The organism is Desulfosarcina variabilis str. Montpellier (assembly GCF_048565275.1).
Classification (GTDB): domain Bacteria; phylum Desulfobacterota; class Desulfobacteria; order Desulfobacterales; family Desulfosarcinaceae; genus Desulfosarcina; species Desulfosarcina variabilis.
The window spans coordinates 4,830,867-4,854,410 of record NZ_CP159846.1; the positions used below are offsets into that span (position 1 = coordinate 4,830,867).

Annotated in this window: 19 protein-coding genes; 18 read left to right on the forward strand and 1 reads right to left on the reverse strand. The window is 45.3% G+C overall.

The window, feature by feature from the left end; translation table 11 throughout:
• Positions 1-193: 193 nt before the first annotated feature.
• From lon to Dvar_RS21840, 11 genes are all read left to right on the forward strand, one after another.
• Positions 194-2,623, forward strand: a complete 2,430-nt coding sequence (lon, locus tag Dvar_RS21790) for an endopeptidase La (protein ID WP_419664145.1) — start codon at positions 194-196, stop codon at positions 2,621-2,623.
• Positions 2,620-3,306 (forward strand): tRNA (adenosine(37)-N6)-threonylcarbamoyltransferase complex dimerization subunit type 1 TsaB, encoded by a 687-nt coding sequence (gene tsaB / locus Dvar_RS21795; RefSeq protein ID WP_419655229.1) that lies wholly within the window; start codon positions 2,620-2,622, stop codon positions 3,304-3,306. Before lon ends, tsaB begins: the two co-directional genes overlap by 4 nt.
• A gap of 87 nt (positions 3,307-3,393) precedes the next feature.
• On the forward strand, positions 3,394-4,062 hold the full coding sequence (locus Dvar_RS21800; protein ID WP_419655230.1) for a phosphatidylserine decarboxylase family protein: 669 nt from the start codon (positions 3,394-3,396) through the stop codon (positions 4,060-4,062).
• A 180-nt stretch (positions 4,063-4,242) separates the two neighbouring features.
• Positions 4,243-4,710 (forward strand): transcription elongation factor GreA, encoded by a 468-nt coding sequence (gene greA, locus Dvar_RS21805; protein WP_419655231.1) that lies wholly within the window; start codon positions 4,243-4,245, stop codon positions 4,708-4,710.
• A gap of 13 nt (positions 4,711-4,723) precedes the next feature.
• Positions 4,724-4,924 (forward strand): DNA-directed RNA polymerase subunit omega, encoded by a 201-nt coding sequence (gene rpoZ / locus Dvar_RS21810; RefSeq protein ID WP_419655232.1) that lies wholly within the window; start codon positions 4,724-4,726, stop codon positions 4,922-4,924.
• A 24-nt stretch (positions 4,925-4,948) separates the two neighbouring features.
• Complete coding sequence (locus tag Dvar_RS21815; protein ID WP_419655233.1) at positions 4,949-5,680, forward strand: tRNA lysidine(34) synthetase; 732 nt, start codon at positions 4,949-4,951, stop codon at positions 5,678-5,680.
• 74 nt (positions 5,681-5,754) lie between these two features.
• Positions 5,755-6,540: a GTP cyclohydrolase FolE2 gene (folE2, locus tag Dvar_RS21820; RefSeq protein ID WP_419655234.1), complete on the forward strand. Its 786-nt coding sequence runs from the start codon at positions 5,755-5,757 to the stop codon at positions 6,538-6,540.
• A 506-nt stretch (positions 6,541-7,046) separates the two neighbouring features.
• Positions 7,047-8,768: a bifunctional sulfate adenylyltransferase/adenylylsulfate kinase gene (locus Dvar_RS21825; RefSeq protein ID WP_419655235.1), complete on the forward strand. Its 1,722-nt coding sequence runs from the start codon at positions 7,047-7,049 to the stop codon at positions 8,766-8,768.
• 21 nt (positions 8,769-8,789) lie between these two features.
• A complete protein-coding gene (galE, locus tag Dvar_RS21830; RefSeq protein WP_419655236.1) occupies positions 8,790-9,779 on the forward strand; it encodes a UDP-glucose 4-epimerase GalE in 990 nt (329 codons plus the stop codon).
• A 64-nt stretch (positions 9,780-9,843) separates the two neighbouring features.
• Complete coding sequence (locus tag Dvar_RS21835) at positions 9,844-11,493, forward strand: AAA family ATPase (protein WP_419655237.1); 1,650 nt, start codon at positions 9,844-9,846, stop codon at positions 11,491-11,493.
• A gap of 106 nt (positions 11,494-11,599) precedes the next feature.
• Positions 11,600-12,025, forward strand: a complete 426-nt coding sequence (locus Dvar_RS21840; RefSeq protein ID WP_419655238.1) for a PilZ domain-containing protein — start codon at positions 11,600-11,602, stop codon at positions 12,023-12,025.
• Between the two features lie 62 nt (positions 12,026-12,087).
• Here the strand turns inward: Dvar_RS21840 and Dvar_RS21845 are convergent, their stop codons facing one another.
• Positions 12,088-12,813: an alpha/beta hydrolase gene (locus tag Dvar_RS21845; protein WP_419655239.1), complete on the reverse strand. Its 726-nt coding sequence runs from the start codon at positions 12,811-12,813 to the stop codon at positions 12,088-12,090.
• Between the two features lie 141 nt (positions 12,814-12,954).
• Here Dvar_RS21845 and asnB point away from each other — a divergent pair, with 141 nt between their 5' ends.
• The 7 genes from asnB to Dvar_RS21880 all read left to right on the forward strand — a co-directional run bounded on the left by asnB (position 12,955) and on the right by Dvar_RS21880 (position 23,477).
• The gene (asnB, locus tag Dvar_RS21850; RefSeq protein ID WP_419655240.1) at positions 12,955-14,850 is read left to right on the forward strand and encodes an asparagine synthase (glutamine-hydrolyzing); all 1,896 of its coding nucleotides are present in this window, start codon (positions 12,955-12,957) and stop codon (positions 14,848-14,850) included.
• Between the two features lie 624 nt (positions 14,851-15,474).
• Complete coding sequence (locus Dvar_RS21855) at positions 15,475-15,771, forward strand: PqqD family protein (protein WP_419655241.1); 297 nt, start codon at positions 15,475-15,477, stop codon at positions 15,769-15,771.
• Positions 15,772-16,564: 793 nt separating this feature from the next.
• Positions 16,565-18,355, forward strand: coding sequence for an ABC transporter ATP-binding protein (locus Dvar_RS21860; RefSeq protein WP_419655242.1), 1,791 nt, complete (start codon positions 16,565-16,567; stop codon positions 18,353-18,355).
• Between the two features lie 14 nt (positions 18,356-18,369).
• On the forward strand, positions 18,370-19,203 hold the full coding sequence (locus Dvar_RS21865) for a lipopolysaccharide kinase InaA family protein (RefSeq protein WP_419655243.1): 834 nt from the start codon (positions 18,370-18,372) through the stop codon (positions 19,201-19,203).
• A 24-nt stretch (positions 19,204-19,227) separates the two neighbouring features.
• Positions 19,228-20,316 (forward strand): nucleotidyltransferase family protein, encoded by a 1,089-nt coding sequence (locus Dvar_RS21870; protein ID WP_419655244.1) that lies wholly within the window; start codon positions 19,228-19,230, stop codon positions 20,314-20,316.
• Positions 20,317-20,321: 5 nt separating this feature from the next.
• The gene (locus tag Dvar_RS21875; RefSeq protein WP_419655245.1) at positions 20,322-22,439 is read left to right on the forward strand and encodes a B12-binding domain-containing radical SAM protein; all 2,118 of its coding nucleotides are present in this window, start codon (positions 20,322-20,324) and stop codon (positions 22,437-22,439) included.
• A 42-nt stretch (positions 22,440-22,481) separates the two neighbouring features.
• Complete coding sequence (locus Dvar_RS21880) at positions 22,482-23,477, forward strand: radical SAM protein (protein WP_419655246.1); 996 nt, start codon at positions 22,482-22,484, stop codon at positions 23,475-23,477.
• Positions 23,478-23,544 lie beyond the last annotated feature (67 nt).

Here is a 23,544-nt window from a genome sequence, read left to right on the forward strand (position 1 = left end):
GCTAACGGCATTGATACAAAGTGTTGTCGGTTTATATGGGCATTGCCAAATTATGCATTGATTAATAGCTACTTAAAAGAACAGATGGGGCATTGTCAAAGAAAAATTCGGTCTTATTATAAGCGACGCTTTGGTGTGCGGTGGCTATTGGCGTCGCACATAACCGTGGGTATCGATATTTCCAGGAGTGATGATGGGTGAAACAGATAAGGACGATCTGATTAGTATAATCGAAGAGGAAGATCCTGAAACCAACATACCAACCACACTACCGATGATGCCGGTCAGGGATGTGGTGATTTTTACTGACATGCTTCTGCCGCTTTTTGTTGGTCGTGAAAAGTCTGTCAATGCAATTGAGGAGGCGATTGGCAAGGATCGATATTTGTTTGTGGCCACACAAGTCGACCCGAATATCGAAAATCCGAAGGCAGAAGAGATCTATCGGATCGGGACCGTCAGTCGAATTTTGAGGATGTTGAAATTGCCCGATGGCCGTGTCAAGGCGCTGGTTCAGGGCATTGCCAAGGCCAAGATTTCTAAATATTTACGAAAACGATCGCTTTTCCGGGTTAAAATTGAAATTATCGAGGAACCGGAGTCATCGGTTGTCGACCTGGAAGCCGAAGCGCTGATGCGCAATGTCCGCGAATATTCCGAAAAGATATTGACCTTGAGAGGGGAATATACCAACGAGGTCGGGTCTATCTTGTCCAGTATCGATGATCCGGGGCGATTGGCTGACTTGGTGGCTTCCAACCTCAGGCTGAAAATAGATGAAGCCCAGACGATCATCGAGATCATCGATCCGATCCAGCGCCTGAAAAAGGTCAACGACCTGCTTTTTCGGGAAGTTGAATTGTCGGCCATGCAAGCCAAGATTCAAAGTGAAGTGAAAGATGAAATCTCGAAAAGCCAGAAAGACTATTTTTTAAGGGAGCAGGTGCGGGCCATTCATCGGGAATTGGGGGAGCTTGATGAGCGAACCCAGGAAATCGAAGAGTATAAAGCCAAAATCAAACGTGCCCGGATGCCCCAGGAGGCCAAGGCGGAGGCCGAAAAGCAGTTGCGCCGGTTAGAGCAGATGCATCCCGATTCAGCGGAAGCATCGGTTGTGCGCACCTATCTGGATTGGATGGTGGAACTGCCCTGGAAAAAATCGACGACCGACGTCATTGACATGAAAAAGGCCAAAGCGGTTCTGGATGCCGACCATTACGGCCTGGAAAAAATCAAGGACCGCATTTTGGAATACCTGAGCGTTCGCAAACTCAACCCCGATACCAAGGGGCCCATCCTTTGTTTCGTGGGTCCGCCGGGCGTGGGCAAAACGTCGCTTGGAAGAGCCATCGCCAACGCCATGAAAAGAAAATTTGTTCGCATCTCACTGGGCGGCATCAGGGATGAGGCAGAAATTCGTGGACACCGGCGGACTTACATTGGCGCGCTTCCCGGCAGGATTATCCAGGGGTTGAAACAAGCCGGATCCAACAATCCGGTATTTATGATGGATGAAATTGATAAACTGGGGGCTGATTTTCGAGGCGATCCGTCGTCTGCGCTGCTGGAAGCATTGGATCCAGAGCAAAATGGAGAATTCAGCGACCATTATCTAAATTTAAGTTTTGATTTATCCAAGGTGATGTTTATCCTGACCGCCAATATTTCGGATACCATTCCGTCCGCATTGCTTGACCGGATGGAGGTGATTAACCTTTCCGGCTATACCGAGGAAGAGAAAAAAATAATCGCCCAAACCCACTTGGTCCCCAGGCAGGTAAAAGAAAACGGAATCAAGCCACGCCAGATCCGTTTCAGCGAGGGGGCTGTTTTGCAGGTGATTCGTGAATACACTTGCGAAGCCGGACTGCGTAACCTCGAGCGAGAGCTGGGATCGTTATGCCGTAAGATCGCACGGCGAATTGCTGAAGGCGAAAAAGGGCCGTTTCAGGTGACACGCCAGAGTTTGGAAAAATATTTGGGACCACCCAAATACTATCCTGAACTGGATAAGGAGGAAAGCCAGGTGGGACTTTCCACGGGTCTGGCCTGGACGCAAGTCGGCGGGGAAGTTCTGTACGTAGAAGCGTCAATCATCAATGGCAAAGGGGAAATGATACTTACCGGGCAACTTGGGGAAGTGATGCAGGAATCCGCCAGAGCCGCGATGAGCTATGCCAGATTCAATATCGGCGAGTTCGGTGTCAAGGACGAAATTTTCGAAAACCGGGACATTCACATTCATGTGCCGGCGGGGGCGATTCCCAAAGATGGCCCCTCGGCAGGTATCGCCATGGCAACGGCCTTGATTTCTGCGCTGACTGGAAGAGCCGTTAACAAGGATGTGGCCATGACCGGGGAAATCACGCTCAGAGGACGTGTGCTGCCTATCGGTGGCCTGAAAGAAAAAGCGTTGGGTGCGCTGCGGGCCGGCATCACGACGGTCATCATTCCTGAAAAAAACAAACCTGATCTGGTCGAGATCCCACGCAATGTAAAAAGAAAGATTACATTCATTCCTGTGAAAAACATGGATCAGGTGATCGACATTGCCCTGGAACCGGCTCCGCCTAAAAAGGCGCCCAAGGCCAAAAAAAAAGCCGCCATTAGAAAAAAATCATGAAGCTTTTGGCCATTGATACCTCTACCATGAGTTGCAGTGTGGCCTTGCTGGATGATGAACGATTGCTGGCGGAAATCATTTTTACCGCGGGGAAAACCCATTCTGTAAATCTTATGCCGATGATCGTGCAGATTCTTGATCGATGTGGGTGTCGCCCCTCGGATGTGGACGCCATTGGTGTTACCCGCGGTCCGGGGACATTTACCGGTCTGCGTATTGGTATCAGTACAGTCAAGGGGTTGGGCATGCCGACCCGGGCGGCGATCGTCGGTGTGAGTAGTTTGGCAGCGCTTGCTTTTCCTTTCACCCGGGATCATCGCCCTGTGGTCGCCATGATCGATGCACGCCGGCAAGAGGTTTACTGGGCCCAGTTTAAAAGCGGCAAGAATGGACTGGAAATGGCGTATCCGGTTTCATTGGCTACCCCCGAAAAAGTGGCGGACGTATTGCCCAAGGATGCTTTGTTGGTGGGCTCTGGTGCACTGCTTTACCGATCATTATTTGAAACCCGATGTCCTTCGATACGGTTTGCCGATAGTTCACAGCATATTATTCGTGGTGCATCCGTCGGAATCCTGGCCCTGAAACGGCTAGCGCGCAAGGAGGTGGATTCCATCGATAGCCTGGAGCCGGAATACATTCGAAAATCAGATGCCCAGATTCAGATATCGGGTACTTGTTGACATGAATGCCGGCATTGGTTATAGATAACCCTTTAAAAGGGTTGGAAAAGAAATAAACGGGGAGCTATCGCAGCCGGGGAGCACCGAATGACGCAGTTGAAGTGGTCTGATCCGCCTAGTCAAAGCGCATTTCCAATAGCAAGGGCCGGATATCCATTCATATTTGCATCGACCTTCACCACCGCCGTATTTGCATTGTTGGATATTGGGTCTTTGGCGGTATTGGGCCTTTTTGTTACCGCTTTTATCTGCTATTTCTTCAGGGACCCGGATCGCCTCATTCCAAGTGGTGACGATATTATTGTTTCACCGGCTGACGGTAAAGTCATCAAAGTCGAAAAAATCGATACGACACCGTATTTTGAAGGGGCCTGCACGCGTATCAGTGTATTTATGTCCATCTTCAATGTCCACGTTAACAGAGCGCCCCATGAGGGAACCATTCGTGAGGTGAACTATTTCCCAGGGAAATTTTTTTCTGCTAATCTGGATAAGGCTTCTGCAGAAAATGAACACAACGCCTTGCTCCTCGAAAGCCCATCCGGAAAACGTCTCGGATGTGTTCAAATTGCCGGATTGATTGCCCGTCGAATCATTTGTGCCGTTCAGGCCGGTGATTCAATCAATCGCGGTCAGCGATTCGGTATGATTTGTTTTGGCTCCAGATTAGACATTTACCTGCCCCAGGAAACAAAGATCCACGTTACGGTTGGTGATCGCGTCCAAGCTGGTAGCAGCATTTTAGGCAAATGGTAAAATAGTTTTTATCAAAGTAGCATAAATATGGTAGGGTCCGTCCGCTTTTGTAATTCTGGGCGTACCTGTTATTCGCATCTGGAACCGATGATTCCCCAATGGCCTTTTTGCCGTGGGGATCTGTTTTTCTGCTGGCGGATGAATTTTAATTGAAACCGAGAATCGTTTAGGAGTCGTCCATTGGAAAGAATCCCCATGACTAGAGAAGGGTACGAGAAATTAAAAAAAGAGTTGGAGTACCTGAAAAGCGTTGAACGCCCCCAAGTCATCCGGGCTATTGAAGAGGCGCGGTCCCATGGCGATCTCAGTGAAAATGCCGAATACGATGCCGCCAAAGAGCGTCAGGCTTTTATTGAAGGTCGGGTCAGTGAACTAGGCTACAAATTGGGCAATGCTGAAATTATTGAAGTCAATAATCTGCCCAAGGATCGGGCCGTTTTTGCCTGCACGGTGGTGCTGGAAAATATCGATACCGGTGAAGATGTTGAATATCAATTGGTTGGCCCGGAAGAATCCAATATCGAAAAAGGGCGCATTTCCGTCACATCTCCATTGGGAAAGGCGATCATTGGAAAAAAAGCGGGTGAAGAAATCGTGCTCAATGCACCCGGTGGAAAACGGGTTTATGAGCTGGTAGAAATAATATAATTGGAGGAATAACGTGGCAAGAATTACTGTGGAAGACTGCCTTCAGAAAGTACCGAACCGCTTTAAGTTGGTTCATATGGCGGCCGCCCGAGTGCGCCAGATTCGGGAAGGTTCTGAATACCTGGTCAGTTCGCCGAAAAATGAAGATATTGTGGTTGCACTGCGTGAGATTGCAGCCGGGAAAGTCGTGGTCAAGACCGACGCTGAAGATTAGCGGGCTTTATCGGAAACAAAGCGGTTGCCTCGGTACAGTTATTCATATAAAGCACTCAATAGCCTGGTTGGCAAAGCGATTCATCACTACAACCTGATCGGTGATGGCGACCGCATCCTGGTTGGGGTGTCCGGTGGTCTGGACAGTCTCACCTTGTTATGGGCGCTGTCAGAACGCCGTAAGCGGGTACTGGTCAATTATGAACTGTTTCCCGTTTATATTGATCCGGGATTTAGCGGCGGGTTCGGCACCCAGCTGAGCGACATTTGCCGGCAAATGGGGTATCCCCTGACGGTGGTTCGAACCGATCATGGAATCGTTGCTCATGGCCCGGAAAATCGGGAAAACCCATGTTTTTTATGTGCGCGTTTGCGCCGTAAACAGCTTTTCGAAACTGCTGAGCGACTGCACTGCACCAAACTTGCCTTGGGGCATAATAAAGACGATGTGATTGTAACATTGTTCTTAAATATCTGCTATGCAGGGGAAATCAGCACCATGGTGCCGCAGCAGCATTTTTTCAACGGCCGGTTCACGATTATTCGACCGCTGGCCATGGTTGAGGAACAGCATATTCGCCGATTTGCTGAAAACCAGGGGTTTCCAAAATTTGACAATCCATGTCCTTCGGCAGGATACACCAAACGATCGGAAATCAAATCGATGTTGGAAAATCTTTACCGAACCAATCGTAAAATCAAAGGCAACATTTTTCGGTCCATGAGTCATGTAAAAATGGATTATTTGCTCAAATAGACTGTGCTGGCTTCAATAGGGAACGGAATTGATTCGATAAAGCAAAAAAATCCACTAGAGCAGGCAGAGAAATCATGAAAGACGTGCAAAACGAAAGGGATCATCGGAATATCCCGATCGATAAAGTAGGAATAAAAAACCTGCGCTATCCCATTCGGGTAAAAGATCGACGTGATGGGTCGCAAAGCACGATCGCATCCATCAATATGTATGTCGACCTTCCTCAGGAATATAAAGGGACCCATATGAGCCGATTTGTTGAAATGCTTCATCTGCTCAAGCCTGAAATTTCACTGAAGAAATTTTCTGTCCTGTTAGAGACCATGAAACATAACTTGGATGCCGCATCTGCTCATATCGAGGTCAATTTTCCATATTTTATTGAAAAACAGGCACCTGTAAGTAATGCACCAGGATTGATGGACTATAATTGCCGGATTATCGGTTCCAGTAACTCACATAACGAAATTGATTTGGTGTCTGAAGTCAATGTCCCAATCACCTCGGTGTGTCCTTGTTCCAAAGAAATTTCAGACGAGGGGGCGCATAACCAACGGGGTGTTGTTCAGCTGCAGACCCGCTTTAAAAAGTTCATCTGGCTGGAAGATATGATTGAGTTGGTTGAATCCTGCGCTTCTTGCGATGTTTTTTCCGTGTTAAAACGAGTCGATGAAAAAGATGTCACCGAACGTGGATATGCGAATCCAAAATTCGTAGAAGATGTGGTTCGCGACATTGCCGAGCGTCTCATTGCCGACGACAATATTACCTGGTTTGCGGTAAGCGCTGAAAATTTTGAATCCATTCACAATCATAGCGCATACGCACAGATTACGCGAGGCGCAGTACCGGCAATCTGACGGTCTCAATCGTATTTGGTAACAAATCACAAGGGAACATGGAAGCATTGCATGTGTGAGTGGATCCCTTTGATTGGTTTGGACTGTCCGGCCCAACCAATCCTCCTTCGCCTCTACTTGAATCATTTCATATTGCTTCTCCTGCACCATACAACCTTTAACGCGTTGGCAAATTGCTCAAGGGTTTTCTCCATTGATGTCCAGATTGATTTTGCGCTTGTTTTCATGGGGATTTCAAAAGTGAAAAAAATATCCTATTATGTCTTTTACTTTTCCTTTTTTCTAAAAAGTAAACCAGGCATCAATTTCATCCATTGATGCGTCACACGTTGTCAAATTCTTTATTTTCAACAATAACGAGTAGATATAATCTTTTTTAAAAAAATGATTTTTTGTAGATAAGAAACAAATTTTCAGCACAATAATTGCATTTAATATATGGCTTGGGTTTTGATGGTAAAGATAACAGTCTAAAATAAAATAGAATACGAGGCAATTTAAAAAATATGGGTAATCAGGGAAAACTGAACAAAAAGTATCATGGAGGAAAATACATCAATCTTCTGGTTGACGCGGACCGAAGCGCGTTGTTGAAAAAAATATCCCTCGATCTTCCTAGTATCACCCTTGATGAAAGACAATTATGTGATTTTGAGTTACTCTCGACCGGCGCCTTTTCACCGCTGGACGGCTTCATGACCCGAAGCAATTATGAATCCGTTCTGGATCGAATGAAGCTTCAGGATGGGACCTTGTGGCCAATGCCTGTGTGCCTTGATATTTCTGAGCCTGCAGCAAGGCCCCTGGAGGCCGGTCAATCGGTGGTTATCCGTGATCCAGAGGGGTTTTTATTGGCAATCATGCATGTGCAGGACATATGGAAGCCAGACAAGCAAAAAGAGGCCAACTTGCTTTTTGGCACAAATGATCGTTCCCATCCGGGGGTAGACCATCTGTTGGGCAGTACCGGCGATTACTATATTGGCGGACCTTTGGAGGTATTAAGCCTGCCCCTGCATTTTGATTTTAAACAGCTTCGAATGACACCGCCGGAGGTTCGAGGGCTCTATAAAAAACTGGGGTGGAATCGTATTGTCGGGTTCCATACCACCAACACCATTCATCGACCGGAATATGAAATGGCCATCCGGGCGATGAAAAGCAGCCGGGCAAACCTTTTGCTGCTTCCCGGTGTCGCCATGACCGGCCCTGGTGATTTTGATTACTATACCCGGGTGCGCTGTTACCGCCATGTTGTTGGTTATTTCCCACCCGAATCAGCGGTGATGAGCCTGCTGCCCATATTCTCGCGTATGGCTGGGCCGCGGGATGCGTTGCTGCAGTGTATTATCGGAAAAAATTATGGCTGTACCCATTTTATCATTGGTCACCAGCATGCCGATCCCATCGCTCAAAATGGAAGTAATTCATTCTATAATAGTGAAGCAACTCAGGCTTTTGTTCAACAGTTTGCCGGCGAGATAGAAATTGAGGTTGTTCCGTCTGATGAATTGGTCTATCTGCCATTTGAAGATCAATTCTGCCCAAAGGTAGATGTGTCTGAAGGGACTGAAACCATATCGCTTTCGAGTCTGGATATCCGTCACCGGATTCGATCGGGTCGGCGGATTCCCCGCTGGGCGACATTCCTGGAAGTGGTGGCTGAACTGAAAAAAGCGTATCCACCACCATCCAAGCAGGGGTTTACCGTGTTTTTCACCGGTCTGTCCGGTGCCGGGAAATCCACGATTGCCCGTGTGCTGTATGCAAAAATGTTGGAGATCGGCAAGCGGCCGGTTACCTTGCTTGACGGTGATATCGTGCGCCAGAATCTTTCCAATGAATTGTCTTTTTCAAAGGAACATCGTGACATCAATGTCCGTCGGATTGGATTTGTAGCCGGTGAAATTACGAAAAATCGTGGTGTTGCCATTTGTGCGCCGATCGCGCCCTATGCGTCCACCCGCAGTGAAATTCGTACCAATATTGAAGCCGTTGGCGGCTTTATCGAAGTCCATGTGGCAACGCCGTTGACGGTCTGTGAAAAACGCGATCGCAAAGGCATGTATGCCAAAGCCAGAGCCGGGCTGATCAAAGGCTATACAGGTATTGACGATCCTTACGAGGAGCCCGACGCACCGGAAGTTCGGGTAGATACAACCGGAATATCACCGGATGAAGCAGCCCAGGAAATTTTAATCTATTTGGGCCAGATGCGGTTTATCTGAATAGGGAGGAAAAGGTCTTAGATGAGCAATCAACAAGCCAGAATTCTCGTGGTCGGTGGTGCCGGCTATATCGGTTCACATATCGTTCGGCAACTGATCAATGCCTGCCATGACGTCGTAATTCTTGATGATCTGTCGACGGGTTATCGACAATTGGTCCACCAAGATGGAGAATTTGTTCAAGGACACCTGGGAGACCTCAACCTGCTGGAGCAACTCTTCAATAGGCACCGCTTCGATGCGGTTATGCATTTTGCAGCCTTTTCACAAGTGGGAGAGTCCATGCATCACCCGCTGCGGTATTACCAAAACAATTTAGGCGATACCATCACACTGCTAAAAGCAATGCAGTCTCATGGGATCCGACGGTTTGTTTTCTCGTCCACAGCGGCTGTATATGGAGAACCCCTGGAAATTCCCATCACTGAATCGCACCCATGTCTGCCAACGAATCCCTATGGTAACACAAAACTGGCCGTGGAAAGATTATTGACTGACTGTGACATGGCATATGGATTGAGATCAATCGCGCTGCGTTATTTTAACGCCGCTGGTGCAGATGAATCTGGGGAAATCGGAGAATTGCATGATCCCGAAACCCATCTCATCCCTAATCTTTTTAAAGCCGCATTAGGACAGATTGACCATATACGATTATTCGGTACCGATTACCCGACACCCGATGGTACCTGTATTCGTGATTATGTCCATGTAAATGATTTAGCCCAAGCCCATTTGTTAGCGCTTGATGTTTTATTGGCAGATGGAGAAAGTGCTGTTTATAACCTTGGCAGCAATAGTGGTTTCTCCGTTAAGGAAGTTATCGAAAAAGCCGAAGCGGTTATTGAGAAGAAAATACCGGTTATTGAATCGCCAAGGCGTCCCGGAGACCCGGCAAAACTCGTTGCCAGCTCCGATAAAATAAGACGCGAACTGGGATGGAAACCCGGCTACGAAAGCCTGGAAACAATCATTGCCACGGCTTGGCGATGGCACCGAAAAAATGTATAATTATTCATTTGTTATGATACAATCAAATAAGTTTACTTTCAACCTCAATGGCTGAGACTTGATTATGTACCTAGATTTTTATCAACTATCGATTAAACCGTTTCAAATCAGCACGGATCACAGGTTTTTGTGGCTTGGTGAAAAACACCAGGAAGCCTTGGCTGTATTAAAGTATGGGATTATGGATAACAAGGGGTTTTTGCTTTTAACCGGAGATGTGGGAACCGGAAAAACCACCTTGTTAAACGCCCTTGTCAATAGTTTGGGAGACGATGTTCTTGTTGCCATGGTGGCGGACCCGGGGCTGGGGAAAATGGATTTTTTCAACTTTGTCGCCGACTCTTTTGGCATGAATAAGAATTTCAAAAGCAAGGGTGAGTTTTTAATATACCTTAAAAATTATTTGATCAGCTTAAATAAGCACAGAAAACAAGCACTCCTAATTATTGATGAATGCCAGCATCTTACCCAGAAGCTATTGGAGGAAATTCGTCTATTATCCAATATTGAAAAGGCGGACCTAAAGCTGATCAATATCTTTTTCGTTGGGCAAAGTGAATTTAACAATATCATTTTACGACCACAAAATCGGGCGATTCGGCAACGAATTACCATCAACTACAATATTACGGCCTTGTCCGAGGCGGAAACCAATGCATACATTCGCTATCGCCTCAGTATTGCCGGAAGCGAAGAAGCCATTTTCACGGCGGATGCAATAAGAGAGATATATAAATTTTCTAATGGGTATCCCCGTCTTATCAATATTGTCTGTGACCAGGCATTGCTCACCGGCTTTGTTCGGGAAAGGAAACTGATTGACAGACAAATTATCGCCGAATGTTCTAATGAACTGAGAATAGAGCAGGGGATTTCCATTGAACACAGTGATGCAACGCCTGAAGCGAGAGCTGAGATCAACCAGCAGAGTGTCCCCCAGAAAGAAGTGGTCCAAAAATATAAACCATTGGCGGCAATACAAAATCATCTTGAAATGAAAACACCGCTGGCAATGGCGTTGATTATTATTCTGATCATATGGATAGGGCTAATAACGATTTATCTTTTTAGTCAAAATCGTTCGGATATGTCCGCCCGTGGGATGAACAACCGTTCGGCAGTTGCTGAAGCTGAAATGAAAAATGGCCTTCAAGATATCGATTCCGGGGCTGACAATATCCTATTTGCCTCTCAATCTCCTGACGACAAGGACGAACCCCCTTTTGTCAATGCGTCTGCAATCGAAAATCAACAGTTAGAACCAGAAGGCGCAAAAGAACCCGGGGCCAAAAAAGACCGTGAGGCGGTGGGTGAAAAACAAGTTCCGTCTGATGCGGATCAAATTTCCTTGAGTGATATCAAAGATCGTTACGGTGTTTTTCCCGAGGTCCATTTTGGCGTGAATTCAAATAAATTAAGCGATGATGGCTATGAAATACTGGCTAAGATTGCTCAGTTTTGCATCCAAAATCCGGAAACGATTCTTATTTTAAGAGGATATACGGATCTTTCCGGAGTGCGTGCGTACAATATGAAGCTTTCTGAATTCCGGGCGGATGTTGTCAAAACCTATCTGGTCGGAAGGGGCGTTAAACCTGACGCCATTACCACGATTGCCGTTGGGCCTGACGATAAGGGGCCCGGTGGCACAACGGTTTCCTATGAAGGTGACCGGCGCAAAGTCATGATCGAGATCATCACACCAACAGGATAATCTGTGCGTTGACTTCGCTTTCTTTTTGAAATATAAAAATATCAATATATCTAATTCGTTTTCTTGGTTTTTTTCTTTTAACCAACGTATTCATGGGTCGTGAATCATGAAAAAGGACAACAGTGTTGAAAGTGAAAAGCAGTTAACGGAGCGATTGGTTAAAGCGGTTACGATGCTCAGTGCTGAACGAAAGAAAATGCTTGATGAACTGATCAAGGAATGGGAGCGTCTGGATTATCGGGAAGATTCCAGGATTACATGCTTTCTTGCTGTCGATTACTCCACCAAAGACCGTATGTATCAGGATTTCATCAACAATCTGAGCAACGGCGGCGTGTTTATTGAAACATCGGCCCCGTTTCATGTGGGACAGTCGCTTTCGATGACATTCAGCGTGCCATCCTTAAGCAAAACCTTTAAATTTGGCGGGAAGATTGTTCGTACCGAACAGGATGGTATTGGTGTCCAATTTTTGAAAAAACTCACGCCCTATCAGAAAGAACTGATTCACAATGCCATCAACCGAAAATAGCTCCCTTCTTGTGGAAGACAGATAAGCCCATTCCATTCAGCTTTTTTTTGCTTACCGATTGTTTACCTTGATTGCGCTTGATAGCACGTTTCAAACCAACGCGCCGCTGTTTCAATAAAATATTGTTGATGCTCGGGGTTGCTGACACGATGGTCACCATTTTCCAAAACGATCTTTTGCTTGGGTTGGGTTGACAGTCGATAGATCGTATCGGCATTTTCAGCGGGAACGGTCTCATCCACACTGCCATGTAAAATTAATATGTGATGAACATTATCAATCATTTCTTTGATATTAAAGGTCAATCGCCTGCCCACAATTTCACTTTTCAACGATTCCGGTGAATCCGTGGGAAGTTGAATCGATCTGCTTTGAACCGGTGCGGCCAGGGTGACCATGGCAAAAGGATTCATTTGCTTTGCCGCAGTCAGACAAATCGTTCCCCCCAAACTGCTTCCAAACAAACCGACGGGAATTGTCTTTCCCACCATATGCTGAGCGGCTTGTATGGCTGCAAGAAGGTCAGATCGTCTGTTTTCCATGGTCGTTTGTTCGTTAAAGTCCCCTTCACTATCACCACATCCTCGATGATCAAAACGCAAATAGGCCATTTTTATCGAAGTCAGGCGCTTGGCCAAGGCAATTTGTTTGGGGGAGTTTTTATCAGACATTAATCCGTGAACACCAACGATCAGAGCCCTCGGTGGTTGGTCAGGAAGATGCAGGATGCCTGAAAGTGTCAGACCGTCAACCTTGAAATATAGTGTGTGTTCGCTCATTGTCATCATCAGATATATTAAGTCTACACGATTATTGCGATTATTATTCGTCTCTTATAAGCACATTGCGAAATAGTCAACAATTTGGTAAAAATTGATTTTACCGTTTCATAAATAAGGTAGCAAGTGTCGTCTTCGAGGATTCAGTAGATGTGCGGAATTTGCGGAATTATTGATTTCAACGGCTTACGACAAGGCGAAGAGCTTTGTGGATGTGTTTCCGGCATGGTGAACAGCCTACATCATAGAGGGCCGGATTTTAATGGGACATATCATGATGAGACCGCGTATCTTGGTTCATCGAGGCTTTCCATTATAGACCGCACAAGTAAAGCAAAACAACCCATGGCAAGCTCCGACGGCAATTACATCATTGTCTTTAACGGGGAAATCTATAATTATATCGAGTTACGCCGGGATCTGGAAAGAAAAGGCCTCTTCTGCAGAACCAAAAGTGACACAGAAGTTCTGCTAAACCTGTTCATCGATAAAGGAGAAAATTGTCTGTATGACTTGAGAGGCATGTTTGCTTTTGCTGTATGGAACAAAGCGGAGCAGACCCTTTTCGTGGCTCGGGACCGAATGGGTGAGAAGCCGTTTGTTTATCATTATGAAAATGGATTGTTTTCTTTTGCTTCGGAAATCAAGACCCTCCTCGAATTACCTTGGATCGATAAAAAAATTAATTTGCCGGCCTTGCATTATGGCTTGTACTTTGTAACGGTTCCTGCCCCTTTTTCAGCTTTTGAAGGTATACACAAGCTGGCTCCTTCCTCAAAAATGATAATCACTTCAAAGGGGATGGTTATAAAGAGGTATTGGCATCCTCGATACCGAGCGGATAATTTTATTAAAGATCCACAGGAATGCATGGAAGCAATCACTCAATGTTTGGGCGAAACCGTCAAGATAATTTGCCGAAGCGATGCGCCACTCGGCGTGATGCTTTCGGGAGGCCTTGATTCGAGCGCCATTGTTGCCAGCATGGCACAGAATAATAAAAACATTGATACGTTTTGTGTGAGCAAGAAAAAAAGGGGCGATGACGAGTTTGCCGCAGCCTCGCTTGTGGCCAGTCATTGCGGAACCAGGCATCATGAACTGGAATTCAGGCACGACAACTATCTAACTTTATTTAATGAAATAGTCAACAGTTACAGTGAACCGGTAGCGTCTTTTGGCCCACTGCATACTCATGCGCTTTCAAGTTACATAAAAAAACATGTAACCGTTGCCTTGACCGGAAACGGCGGAGATGAACTTTTCGGCGGATATAACGAACACAGAAATCTGTTTGAATATGACAAATCAGGTGGGTTTGAACATGATCATATTGGAAGAAGGATCGAACAGATTCCTTCGGACCTTAAACGTAAGGTTTATAATCGATATGGAGATCAGACAGCAATCGAAAGGAAACGATACCTCTATGCAGCGATGCGTTTTGCGCCGATTAGCTTGTTTTGTGAAAAAATTTATGGAAAGCGGATGCAAGAAATTTCCGAGAGCTATGACCCTTTGGGATTGTTTGTTGAGTGGCATGAGCGGTATGGTGCTCCAGGCATGTTCGACGGGGCGCTTTTTCAGCAATTGATGCAAGGGAGTCAGCATGCTCTTGTGGATTTCCCAGACATTTCAGGGATGGCTCATTCTGTTGAATACCGTTCGCCTTTTCTTGATGTTAGGATGGTTGAGCTTGGCATGCGGATTCCAGCAACAATGAAAATCAGGCCGGATCTGCAGGATGCTGGAGGGAAATGGATTTTACGTAAAGCTTTAAAACCCAAGTTGCCAAAGGAAATCGTCGAAATGGACAAGGTTGGTTTCGGCGCAACAATACCTTACAAACAATGGTATTTCACTGATTGGTTTAAATTTCTTGAAGAAAAACTTTCAAACCCTTTGCTTGCGGACCTTCAACTGTTCGATACCAAAGAACTGCTCGACATGTTTTATAATGGAGCAAGGGGCGGAGTGTTGCTTTTTGATCATTTATGGGGAGTAGCAATGATCTCAATGTGGCTTGAAAATTATTTTGCGGACTAATAACAGTGGCGGATATAAATTTTTGCAATTCGAACAAATGGCGGGCCAAAATAATGTCGGCTCAAATATTTCCCGGCTGACTGAAAGGATCTTGTATTGTTGAAGATATTTCGGGGGATCAGTGAATATGTGAGGGTTTTTCTTATTACAATCCAGTCGTTGTTTGTTGCAAAATATGTAATGATGCGGAGCGACTTAGGACGACTCTATTTCGATTCGTTTCCATCGATAAAGGTACAATCCGTTTGTGACCGCAGAAAAATGATTTGTTTCGTAAAAGGAATCGTAAAATGTTTTACCTTCCGTTCACAACATCAGTGCTATTATAGATCTTATGCACTAAAAAAACTCTTGACGCAATGGGGTTTCAATGTCATCTTTAATCTTGGATTGCGAAACCTAACAACACAAAATGATCGTGTCCGAGGACATTGCTGGCTGACTTTTAAGGGAAGGCCGGTTTTTGAGGATGATCTTGCATCCCTTGACCTCTATCCCTTAAAAATTGATACCGCCCGGAACAGCATCGTGTATTGGGTCGGAGAGGATGATCAGGCTGTTATTCGCCTCAAGAAGGATAGGGCGAAGTAAATTAAGCAGAAAAAAACAGGAAAGTTTAGGCTTGTGGAAATATCAGTAGAATCAACTTTTAACATTCCCGAGAGCGTGGCGTGGCGTAATGTTAATGAAGAGATAGTCATCCTTAAGCTCAAATCCGGGGAATATTATACGTTGAATGAAGTTGGCCAGCATATCTGGCAGGCAATCAGCGATCAGCAGAATGTGCAAGGTATTTTAAATCAGATCGTTGAGCAGTTTGATGTTACCTATGAGAAAGCAAAAGAAGATGTAATGACGTTTCTTGACAATATGCTCAAGGAGTCTATCGTCTTACTTAATGAAAATGTAAGTTCTCAATAACAATTAGTTTATCGTCTCTCATCGGACGAAAACAGACGCTAACATTTTAAAGAAAGGGTAACATTCACATGGAACAGAAACAAGATGAGCTCAAAGTCGTTCAATCAATTGAATCAAAGCAGGCAAAAAAAGCGTATGAGCCGCCTGAATTTATTAAAAATCAACCTCTCGATTCTGTGAGCTACGTATATTACTATTACAGCTATTGATTCTTATCACCTGTCGGGACAACGATCCGAAAGCCTGAAAACGTTCCAGGACATCTTGCCGCCGATGAAAAGCATACACGGCTTTTAGGTGATCAAACATATCTGGCCACAATAGTGGTGGTGGCTGTATTTTTGGGTACAGCCGCCGCCAAAGACGACGAAAAACAAGCGATAACGGGTGCTTATCCTGTGTACTAACAACATAAGCTCAGTGCGTAGGACCGGAATATTTACCCGAGACAGTGAATATAAACGGCTGTAAGGCCACCCGAAATGTGTGGCTACCCATCTTTCCGGCGGTGGTTATGCATGTGCTGTTTTATACATGTGTTCATCAAAATCCGTAACCGTGCCAAAAAGAAACGATGTTTGTTTTTGGGCGGCGTTATCCGTTGTCGTGGTATTGGTTATACAGCTTCCTCCCTATAGCCTTGCCAAAAACATTATCTTAAACACTATGTATGTTTCGGCTTCTTTGGGTGGGTATCGGAACCCTCACTAAAATCCGATATGTTCAATAAAAAACTTCCATTGCAGCCATGCCACTAATTGTTCTATTCGACATTTTTTAACAGTTCGGATTTATGCCTGAAAAATTCTCCGCACAGACCCTTTCGTTTTCTTCCAAAACGGCTACGAGAGAAGAAAATTTCTCCACTTTAAATCGACAATATCTGCAGTTTCTTAAATCACTAGTTAAACCGTATTCAAAATATATCATCGGCGTCTTTATTGCTTCGATTCCATTTGCAGGTCTTGGGACGGTACTCCCCTGGGCTTTCAACAGGGTTGTTGCACTTTACTCGGATCAGGCGCCCTTGTCGCGTATCCTCATGTGGTTGGGGATAGGTGTGGGAGCGGTGGTTTTGAAAAGCCTGATAGAGGTCCTTAATAAATATATTTTAGCCATCCTGCATACAAATATTACCAACGACCTGAGGGCTCATCTGTATGAGCGTATTCAAAAGACCTCGCTTTTTCTACATATGCAGCAGCAAACAGGCTATTTGACCAACATCGTCTGTAATGATTCTCAGGCAGCATGTAGCGGAGTGTTGGAAATTTTTTCAGCGCTCTGGCAGGCTCCGATAAGTGCATTATTTTTATTGGCCACCATGTTTTATTTTTCTCCTTTGCTTTCTCTTCTCGCATTATTTCTTATGCCAATTATGAGTATCGTAGTGACCTATTTCGGCAATAAAGCCAGAAAAGCGGAAAAGGACTATTTGCAACAAGAAGGAAGCATGCTAGGAAACATGGTGGAATCTTTAATAAATGTCAAACAGGTAAAGTCATTTGGACTTGAAAACCGCCAGAAGGATAGAGTCGAGGCCTATGGAGAAAAATTACTCTATTTCCGAAAAAGGGCAGTGTTGCTAAAATCGATAGTTTCCCCAGTCGGAGAATTCTTAACCATTTCAATTGTTACCGCCATGGCTGTGGTGGCTTATTATCAACTTTTACATGACAAGACAACTACCGCGGATATCATCGGCTGTCTAGCCGCTGCCTTTGCTTTGCGATCGCCGGTCAAAATATTATCGTCGTCTCTCGTCGGGATTCAGAAGTCCGTCGCTGCCATGCAGAGGATCATCTGGTGCTGCGGTGATCCGGAAGGGCAAGAAGATCTCCAGTTTGAAGCTCCCGCAAATATCGGTAGCCTCTCGTTTAAAGGTGTTTCTTTTAGTTACAATGGGAAAAATAAGATTTTTTCAGATGTTTCCTTTACGGTAAGCCGAGGTGAGCGTATAGCCATATTGGGCCACAGCGGTGCAGGGAAAACCACGCTGCTTGATTTGTTGCTGGGCTTCTATCCTTGTACAACAGGTGAAATTGAGATCAACAATTACCAAAAGCTGGCGGATATGAATCTTGAAAGCTGGCGCAAAAGGATAGGAATTGTAACACAAGAACCATTCCTTTTTGACGGGACGATCGAGGAAAACATCCGTTATGGATATCAAAACGCCGATCCGTCACAGGTTCTTGAAGCTGCTGAATCGGCAGGATGTTCTGAGATACTGAACCGTCTGCCAGGAGGTATTCTTGCTGAAGTCGGTGAACGGGGTAGCAGACTTTCCGGTGGTGAGCGAAAAAGGATTGCCCTTGCACGAGCCTTAATCCGCCCCATTTCGGTCCTCGTGCTGGACGAGGCAACCAGTGAGTTGGACCCTCTGATCGAGGAAGATATCCTTAAGTCCATCGACAGGATCGCCGGCGACTTGATTGTGATCCATGTTTCACACCGCTTGTCGGTGCTGAATCATTGTGACAGGGCTTTTCTTGTTAAAAACGGGAGATTAAGAGAGTGTTCATTTGGTGAAATTATCTCCTCGTTTCATGATGTTGCCGGCCGCCGTATAAAGAGCGCTTAACAGGGGTTCAGGCAATGATGAATCGCTCGTTGGCAAAATATTTAGATGATCTTACCGACTGTGTCATTATTCGAAAGGATGAGGACAAAATAATTGTAAAAATTCCTGATGACAGAAATGGAACCGCTGCGCTTTTTGTAAAAATCTATATTCATAAAGGCCTTCGTTCCCGTCTGCGTAATTTGTTGAATGGTAAAACCGCTGGCAAGAGAGACCATCAGGTTTGCGTAAAGTTACAAGAGATTGGCATTCAAGTACCGAAACCGGTGGGGTACTGCGATAACCAAACGAATCTTCTATCGACCGGGAAATCCCTCTTTGCCGCACAATGGCTTGACGGCAAGAGCCTGGCAGCATTGATTCACAAAAAGTCGAGGCAGACAGATTTCAAAGGAAAGGCCGGAGCGGAAAAAACAGATGCCCGGCTGATTGAGAAAAACGGTTTCAGCACATTATGTTACCAACTCGGCGGTTTCGTTGCAACACTCCACAACAAAGGGGTATATTCCAAGGATCTCAATGTGGGGAACGTTCTGATAGAAATTGCAAACACAGGTTTGCCGGATTTTTTTTTATTAGATTATGAAAATGTCTGTTTTAAAAAACAGGTCGGGCGGAATAAATCGTTGAATAACATCATCCAGGTATGTGCTGCATTAATGCAAGTCAATGAAACGGCGTATGAAGATTTTTGTTCCGGTTACGCAAAAGCGCGGCCGCAGTTTAATGTACTTGAACTGAAAGGATATATTCTGGAAAAGGCAAAGCGTCTGCAAGTGCTTTGGAAAGAGAAAATCGATGGTAATTTCGAAAGGATTGCCGAAGCGTTGAAAACTCGAAATAGATGACAATTTGGTCACTGGTTCATAAGAATGAAAAAACAACAAAATATATCTTTAGGGGCTGAAAAAAGTTCATCAGCGGAAACATATGTCCGGCAACAACTCGGCAGCTATATTCGCGGAGAGGCAAAGCGAAATCAGCCGCCCGATGATGTTGATTGGCAGCGACTGGAAACAATCGTTTTTTATCATAACGTTGCCGCGATTTTCAGCAACCTGACAAACGATAACGATCATGTGAGTCACTGGTTTCCGCATAAGATGAAAATACTTTCAGCGAATTTGCACAACCTGAAGACAGCGGTATTTCTCTTTTCGATTCTTGATGCGCACAATATAGATGCTGTCGGCATGCGCGGTATTAATCTGGCAAATTTCATATATGCCGACCCCAGCCTTCGCCCCATGCATGATATCGACATTCTTATCCGGCCAGAAGACCGTGAAAGATTGCATGATACGTTGGAGGAACGGGGACATAAACCGACCGAATATTTGAGGAGTCAATTGGTTTATGAAATTAATGGCGTAATTTTTGAGATCCACTGGTTATCCTTAACCCCCAAGCGCTATCGGGATTGTCTGGATTCCGATTTTCTGGTTTCCTCCCGTCAGGCAAAGCAGACGCCAGAAGGAACTGTTTACTGCTTACCGCTGGAACAGGAGTTAATAAGTGTTGTGACGCATGCATTTATCCATCATAATCTGGACACATTGTTACGAATCACAGACATAGGCATTCTGATGGCCCAGCCCCAAATGGATTGGCAGTTTATCGTTGATTGGACAAAAAAGGTTAAATTGTCTAATCTTTTTTGTTTCACCCTTAGCTTTGTGAATCAGTTTTTTCATCTCGGTAAGGAGAGGGAACTCGAGCTTTTCGGAGGTATCCTGCCAAGCGATGTGAAAAAAGTTTACCGTGCCTACGAGGAGTACCTTTGGGGTAGAGAGCGCCTGGGCGGTATGTTGTTGATGCACAGGAATCAATTCTTTGTTGCAGAACGGTTTGAAACAAAGATGCGCCAGTTTTTACTGCTTTTAGGTTCCACAAAGTTAGAACCTTTTTACCATATACTTGTAAACAAAAAAAATTACCGCGTCGGAAATGTGAGCAAATAACTGTTATGCATCTGAGTGAAATTGAATTGGATATAGCAAGTGCTCACCAGCCGGAGAATGACAAGGAACTGGTACTTCTCGTTGGCATTAATATTCCTGGATATTATTCCTTGCCGGTCAGGTTGTTGGCTTTGCTTGCCAACACTAAGGAAAACATCAAGAGAAGGTATGATGTTCGGTTTGTCGAATATGAGACGGAAAAGGACTGGAAGGACTTGCAGGATTATATAAATCAAATCAACCCGGCGATCCTGGCCTTTTCGATGAATATATGGAACCGGGATATTTGCATTGATCTGGCAGGCAACATTAAGGCTGAAGAACCTAAAACAACGGTTCTGGTCGGCGGACAAGAAACAACTGGGTCAGTTGTAGATTATCTGGAGATGGTACCTGCATTTGACTATATCATTGATGGCGAAGGCGAACTCCCTTTTCTTGAGTTTCTTGAAAACTGGGACCCGGAAACCAAGAAATTAGGTGATCCGGGAAAGGTATCCGGACTCTGGCACCGCAAAGCGGGAAAAGCGGTTAAAACCGGACCTGCAAATACAGTGCGCAGTCTGGATGAAATCCCCTCTCCGATACTTGCCGGTCTGGTTCCCATGCATTCCAAACGGAAGCTTGGGGTTATGCTGGAAGGCAGCAGGTGTTGTCCCTTCCGGTGCAGTTTTTGTTTTGAAGGCGGTAAAAGGGGAACGGTTCGTTCCGCGTCTGTTGACCGGATTACTAAGGAAATTGATTATGCGGCTGGGCAGGGCGCGCATTATTTCCACATTATGGATCCCATACTCTGCAGTCACGATAACGAACGTCTTAAATCATTAACCGATTATATCAGCAACCTTTCCTCCAAGAGCAAACAGATCACCTTTTTGGTGGAGGCCTATGCCGAATTCATAACCGATGAGATTGCCGCCTGCATGAGAAATATTGCCATCATAGATATTGGGCTGCAAACGATTCACCCGCCCACGGTAAAAAGCATCAATCGCAAATACAGGCCGGAAGCTTTTCGGCGCGGACTTGAGGCGTTACGGCGCCACGGCGCCATCTATAATCTCTACCTTATATGCGGGCTGCCCTATGAGACCTTTGCCACTTACCTCAAAGGCATCCTATTCGCTATCGAACAGCAACCGGTGCGGGTGTTTTTTAATGAACTGTGTTTACTCAATGGCACGGAACTACGCAGAAAGGCTGATACATACGGCTACCAATACGATTCGTCTCCTCCGTACCTCATTCATGCCAATAAATGGATGACGCAGGAAGAATTGAGTATGGCGTGGGCTTTATCGGCGGCAGTTTCTGCACAATATAATCTCTCGGTTTTCGGGATCTATAAAGGCACGCCCTGGCTGCCCCGACAATGCCATTATCTGAAAAAAAAACAACATGTTATAAATCTGTTTGGAAACTATGGGCGGAACTGTCCCACCTGCACGGACCGCAAGGCATTGCAGGACAATGGTATCGATCTTCTTTTACGCGATGCTGAGAACGCTGATTTTGAGATAGTCATCGACAGCACGGTGGATAAAAATTATCTTTTGCAGCTCATCGGCCAGGCACATCTGGCCGGGGCTGTGCGCATCAAATTGATCACCCCGCCGTTACTGTTTGAAGATGAAGCCTTTATCGATCTCCTGGTCAATAGGGGGGTATGGCACTTCAAGACATTCCTCGGGCAACTTGGCGGTGAAACGATTGATGTAAAAGATGCCGCAGAAGAGGCAGAAAAATTACAATCGGTGTTACGGTCGTTCTCATTACGCGGCGCGGCCCATTTTTCACCGTTTGTTGAAATCGTGGTCTATCCCGGAAAGCTCGACCCCGGCGGACTACGGGTACTACTCATGCGGTTAAAAGAAATGCGGGCGCCCATGATATCGCTGCCGGCTGACTACATTCTCCCGGACGACCAAAGCGAATTGGACGAGCTTTACACAATGTTTTTCGAGATCATTAAAGATCGTACGTGGATGAAAATGCCCGAGGATTTTTATCGTGTTTGTCTTAAAGAAAATAAAAAACGTGAAGAGATAATCTTTATGCTTAAAACACTGCAACTGGTGAGCGAAGACATCAGCCTGCCCTGTGCTGATAAAACAATTGGATAATATTATGTCTTCAACGGATGACCGACAAAAGGTGTATTGTTTATGGCCAATATTCTGATAACAAATCGTTGTAATAGAAAATGTCCTTTCTGTTTTGCCAGACTCAGGGTCAATATTAAAGGAAAGGAATCTCCTGACTATATGTCCCGTGATGACGTGCGCAAGGTCATGGATTTTATGGAACGCTCGGACGACCCGCAGCTTCGATTGCTGGGTGGTGAACCGACATTACATCCAGATTTTATTGACATCGTCACGGAAGCCTTGGCCCGTGATTTTCATGTCCATGTATTCACCAACGGGATAATGAGTAAAAAGAAAGCTGATTTCTTAAGCGATATTCCCAAGGAAAAGCTGTCGCTGCTCTTCAATGTCGCCAACGAAGAAATCGATACCGAGAACCACAGGAAAAGAAAGCGTTATGCATTAAAGAAGCTGGGGGAAAAGGCCCAGGTGGGTATTACCGTCACATCACCTGAGTTTGAATACCAATATCTGATTGATTTGATAAACGAATTTGGTTTAAGGAGGCATGTGCGGGTTGGTATTGCCCAGCCGATCGTCGGTTGCGATAATGCTTACCTGGAACCGCATTTGTATCGGGAAGCAGGCAAGAGTATCGTGAAAATGGCCCGTTCATGTATTGAAGAGGAAATCCTCATCGGTTTTGACTGCGGCATGACGTTATGTATGTTTGATGAGGCGGAAATCGGTTTTCTCATGAAAAACACCGAGGGTTTTGTGATGCGTTGCGATCCCATTATCGATGTGGGTACCGATCTTGATGTCTGGAATTGTTTTCCCCTTTCCAACGTTCTGGTATCACACCTGGATCAATATGAAACCCGTAATAAAGTGAAAAAAACGTATGAGAAGGTGATCGCTCCCTACCGTGTACTGGGTTGCAAACCCGAATGCTTTACATGTAAATATCTTAAGAGGAAGCAATGCTCCGGCGGTTGTCTGGCGCATGCCATGAATTCTCTTAATAAGCTTCCCCCGGTGGAAGTTTATCCGGAAGCCTACGAATGCAAATAAAGGTAGACCTCGAGAGCGTCAGTGCCGAAGCAAAAATGTCTAAGAATAGATATTTTGATTTGGCAGG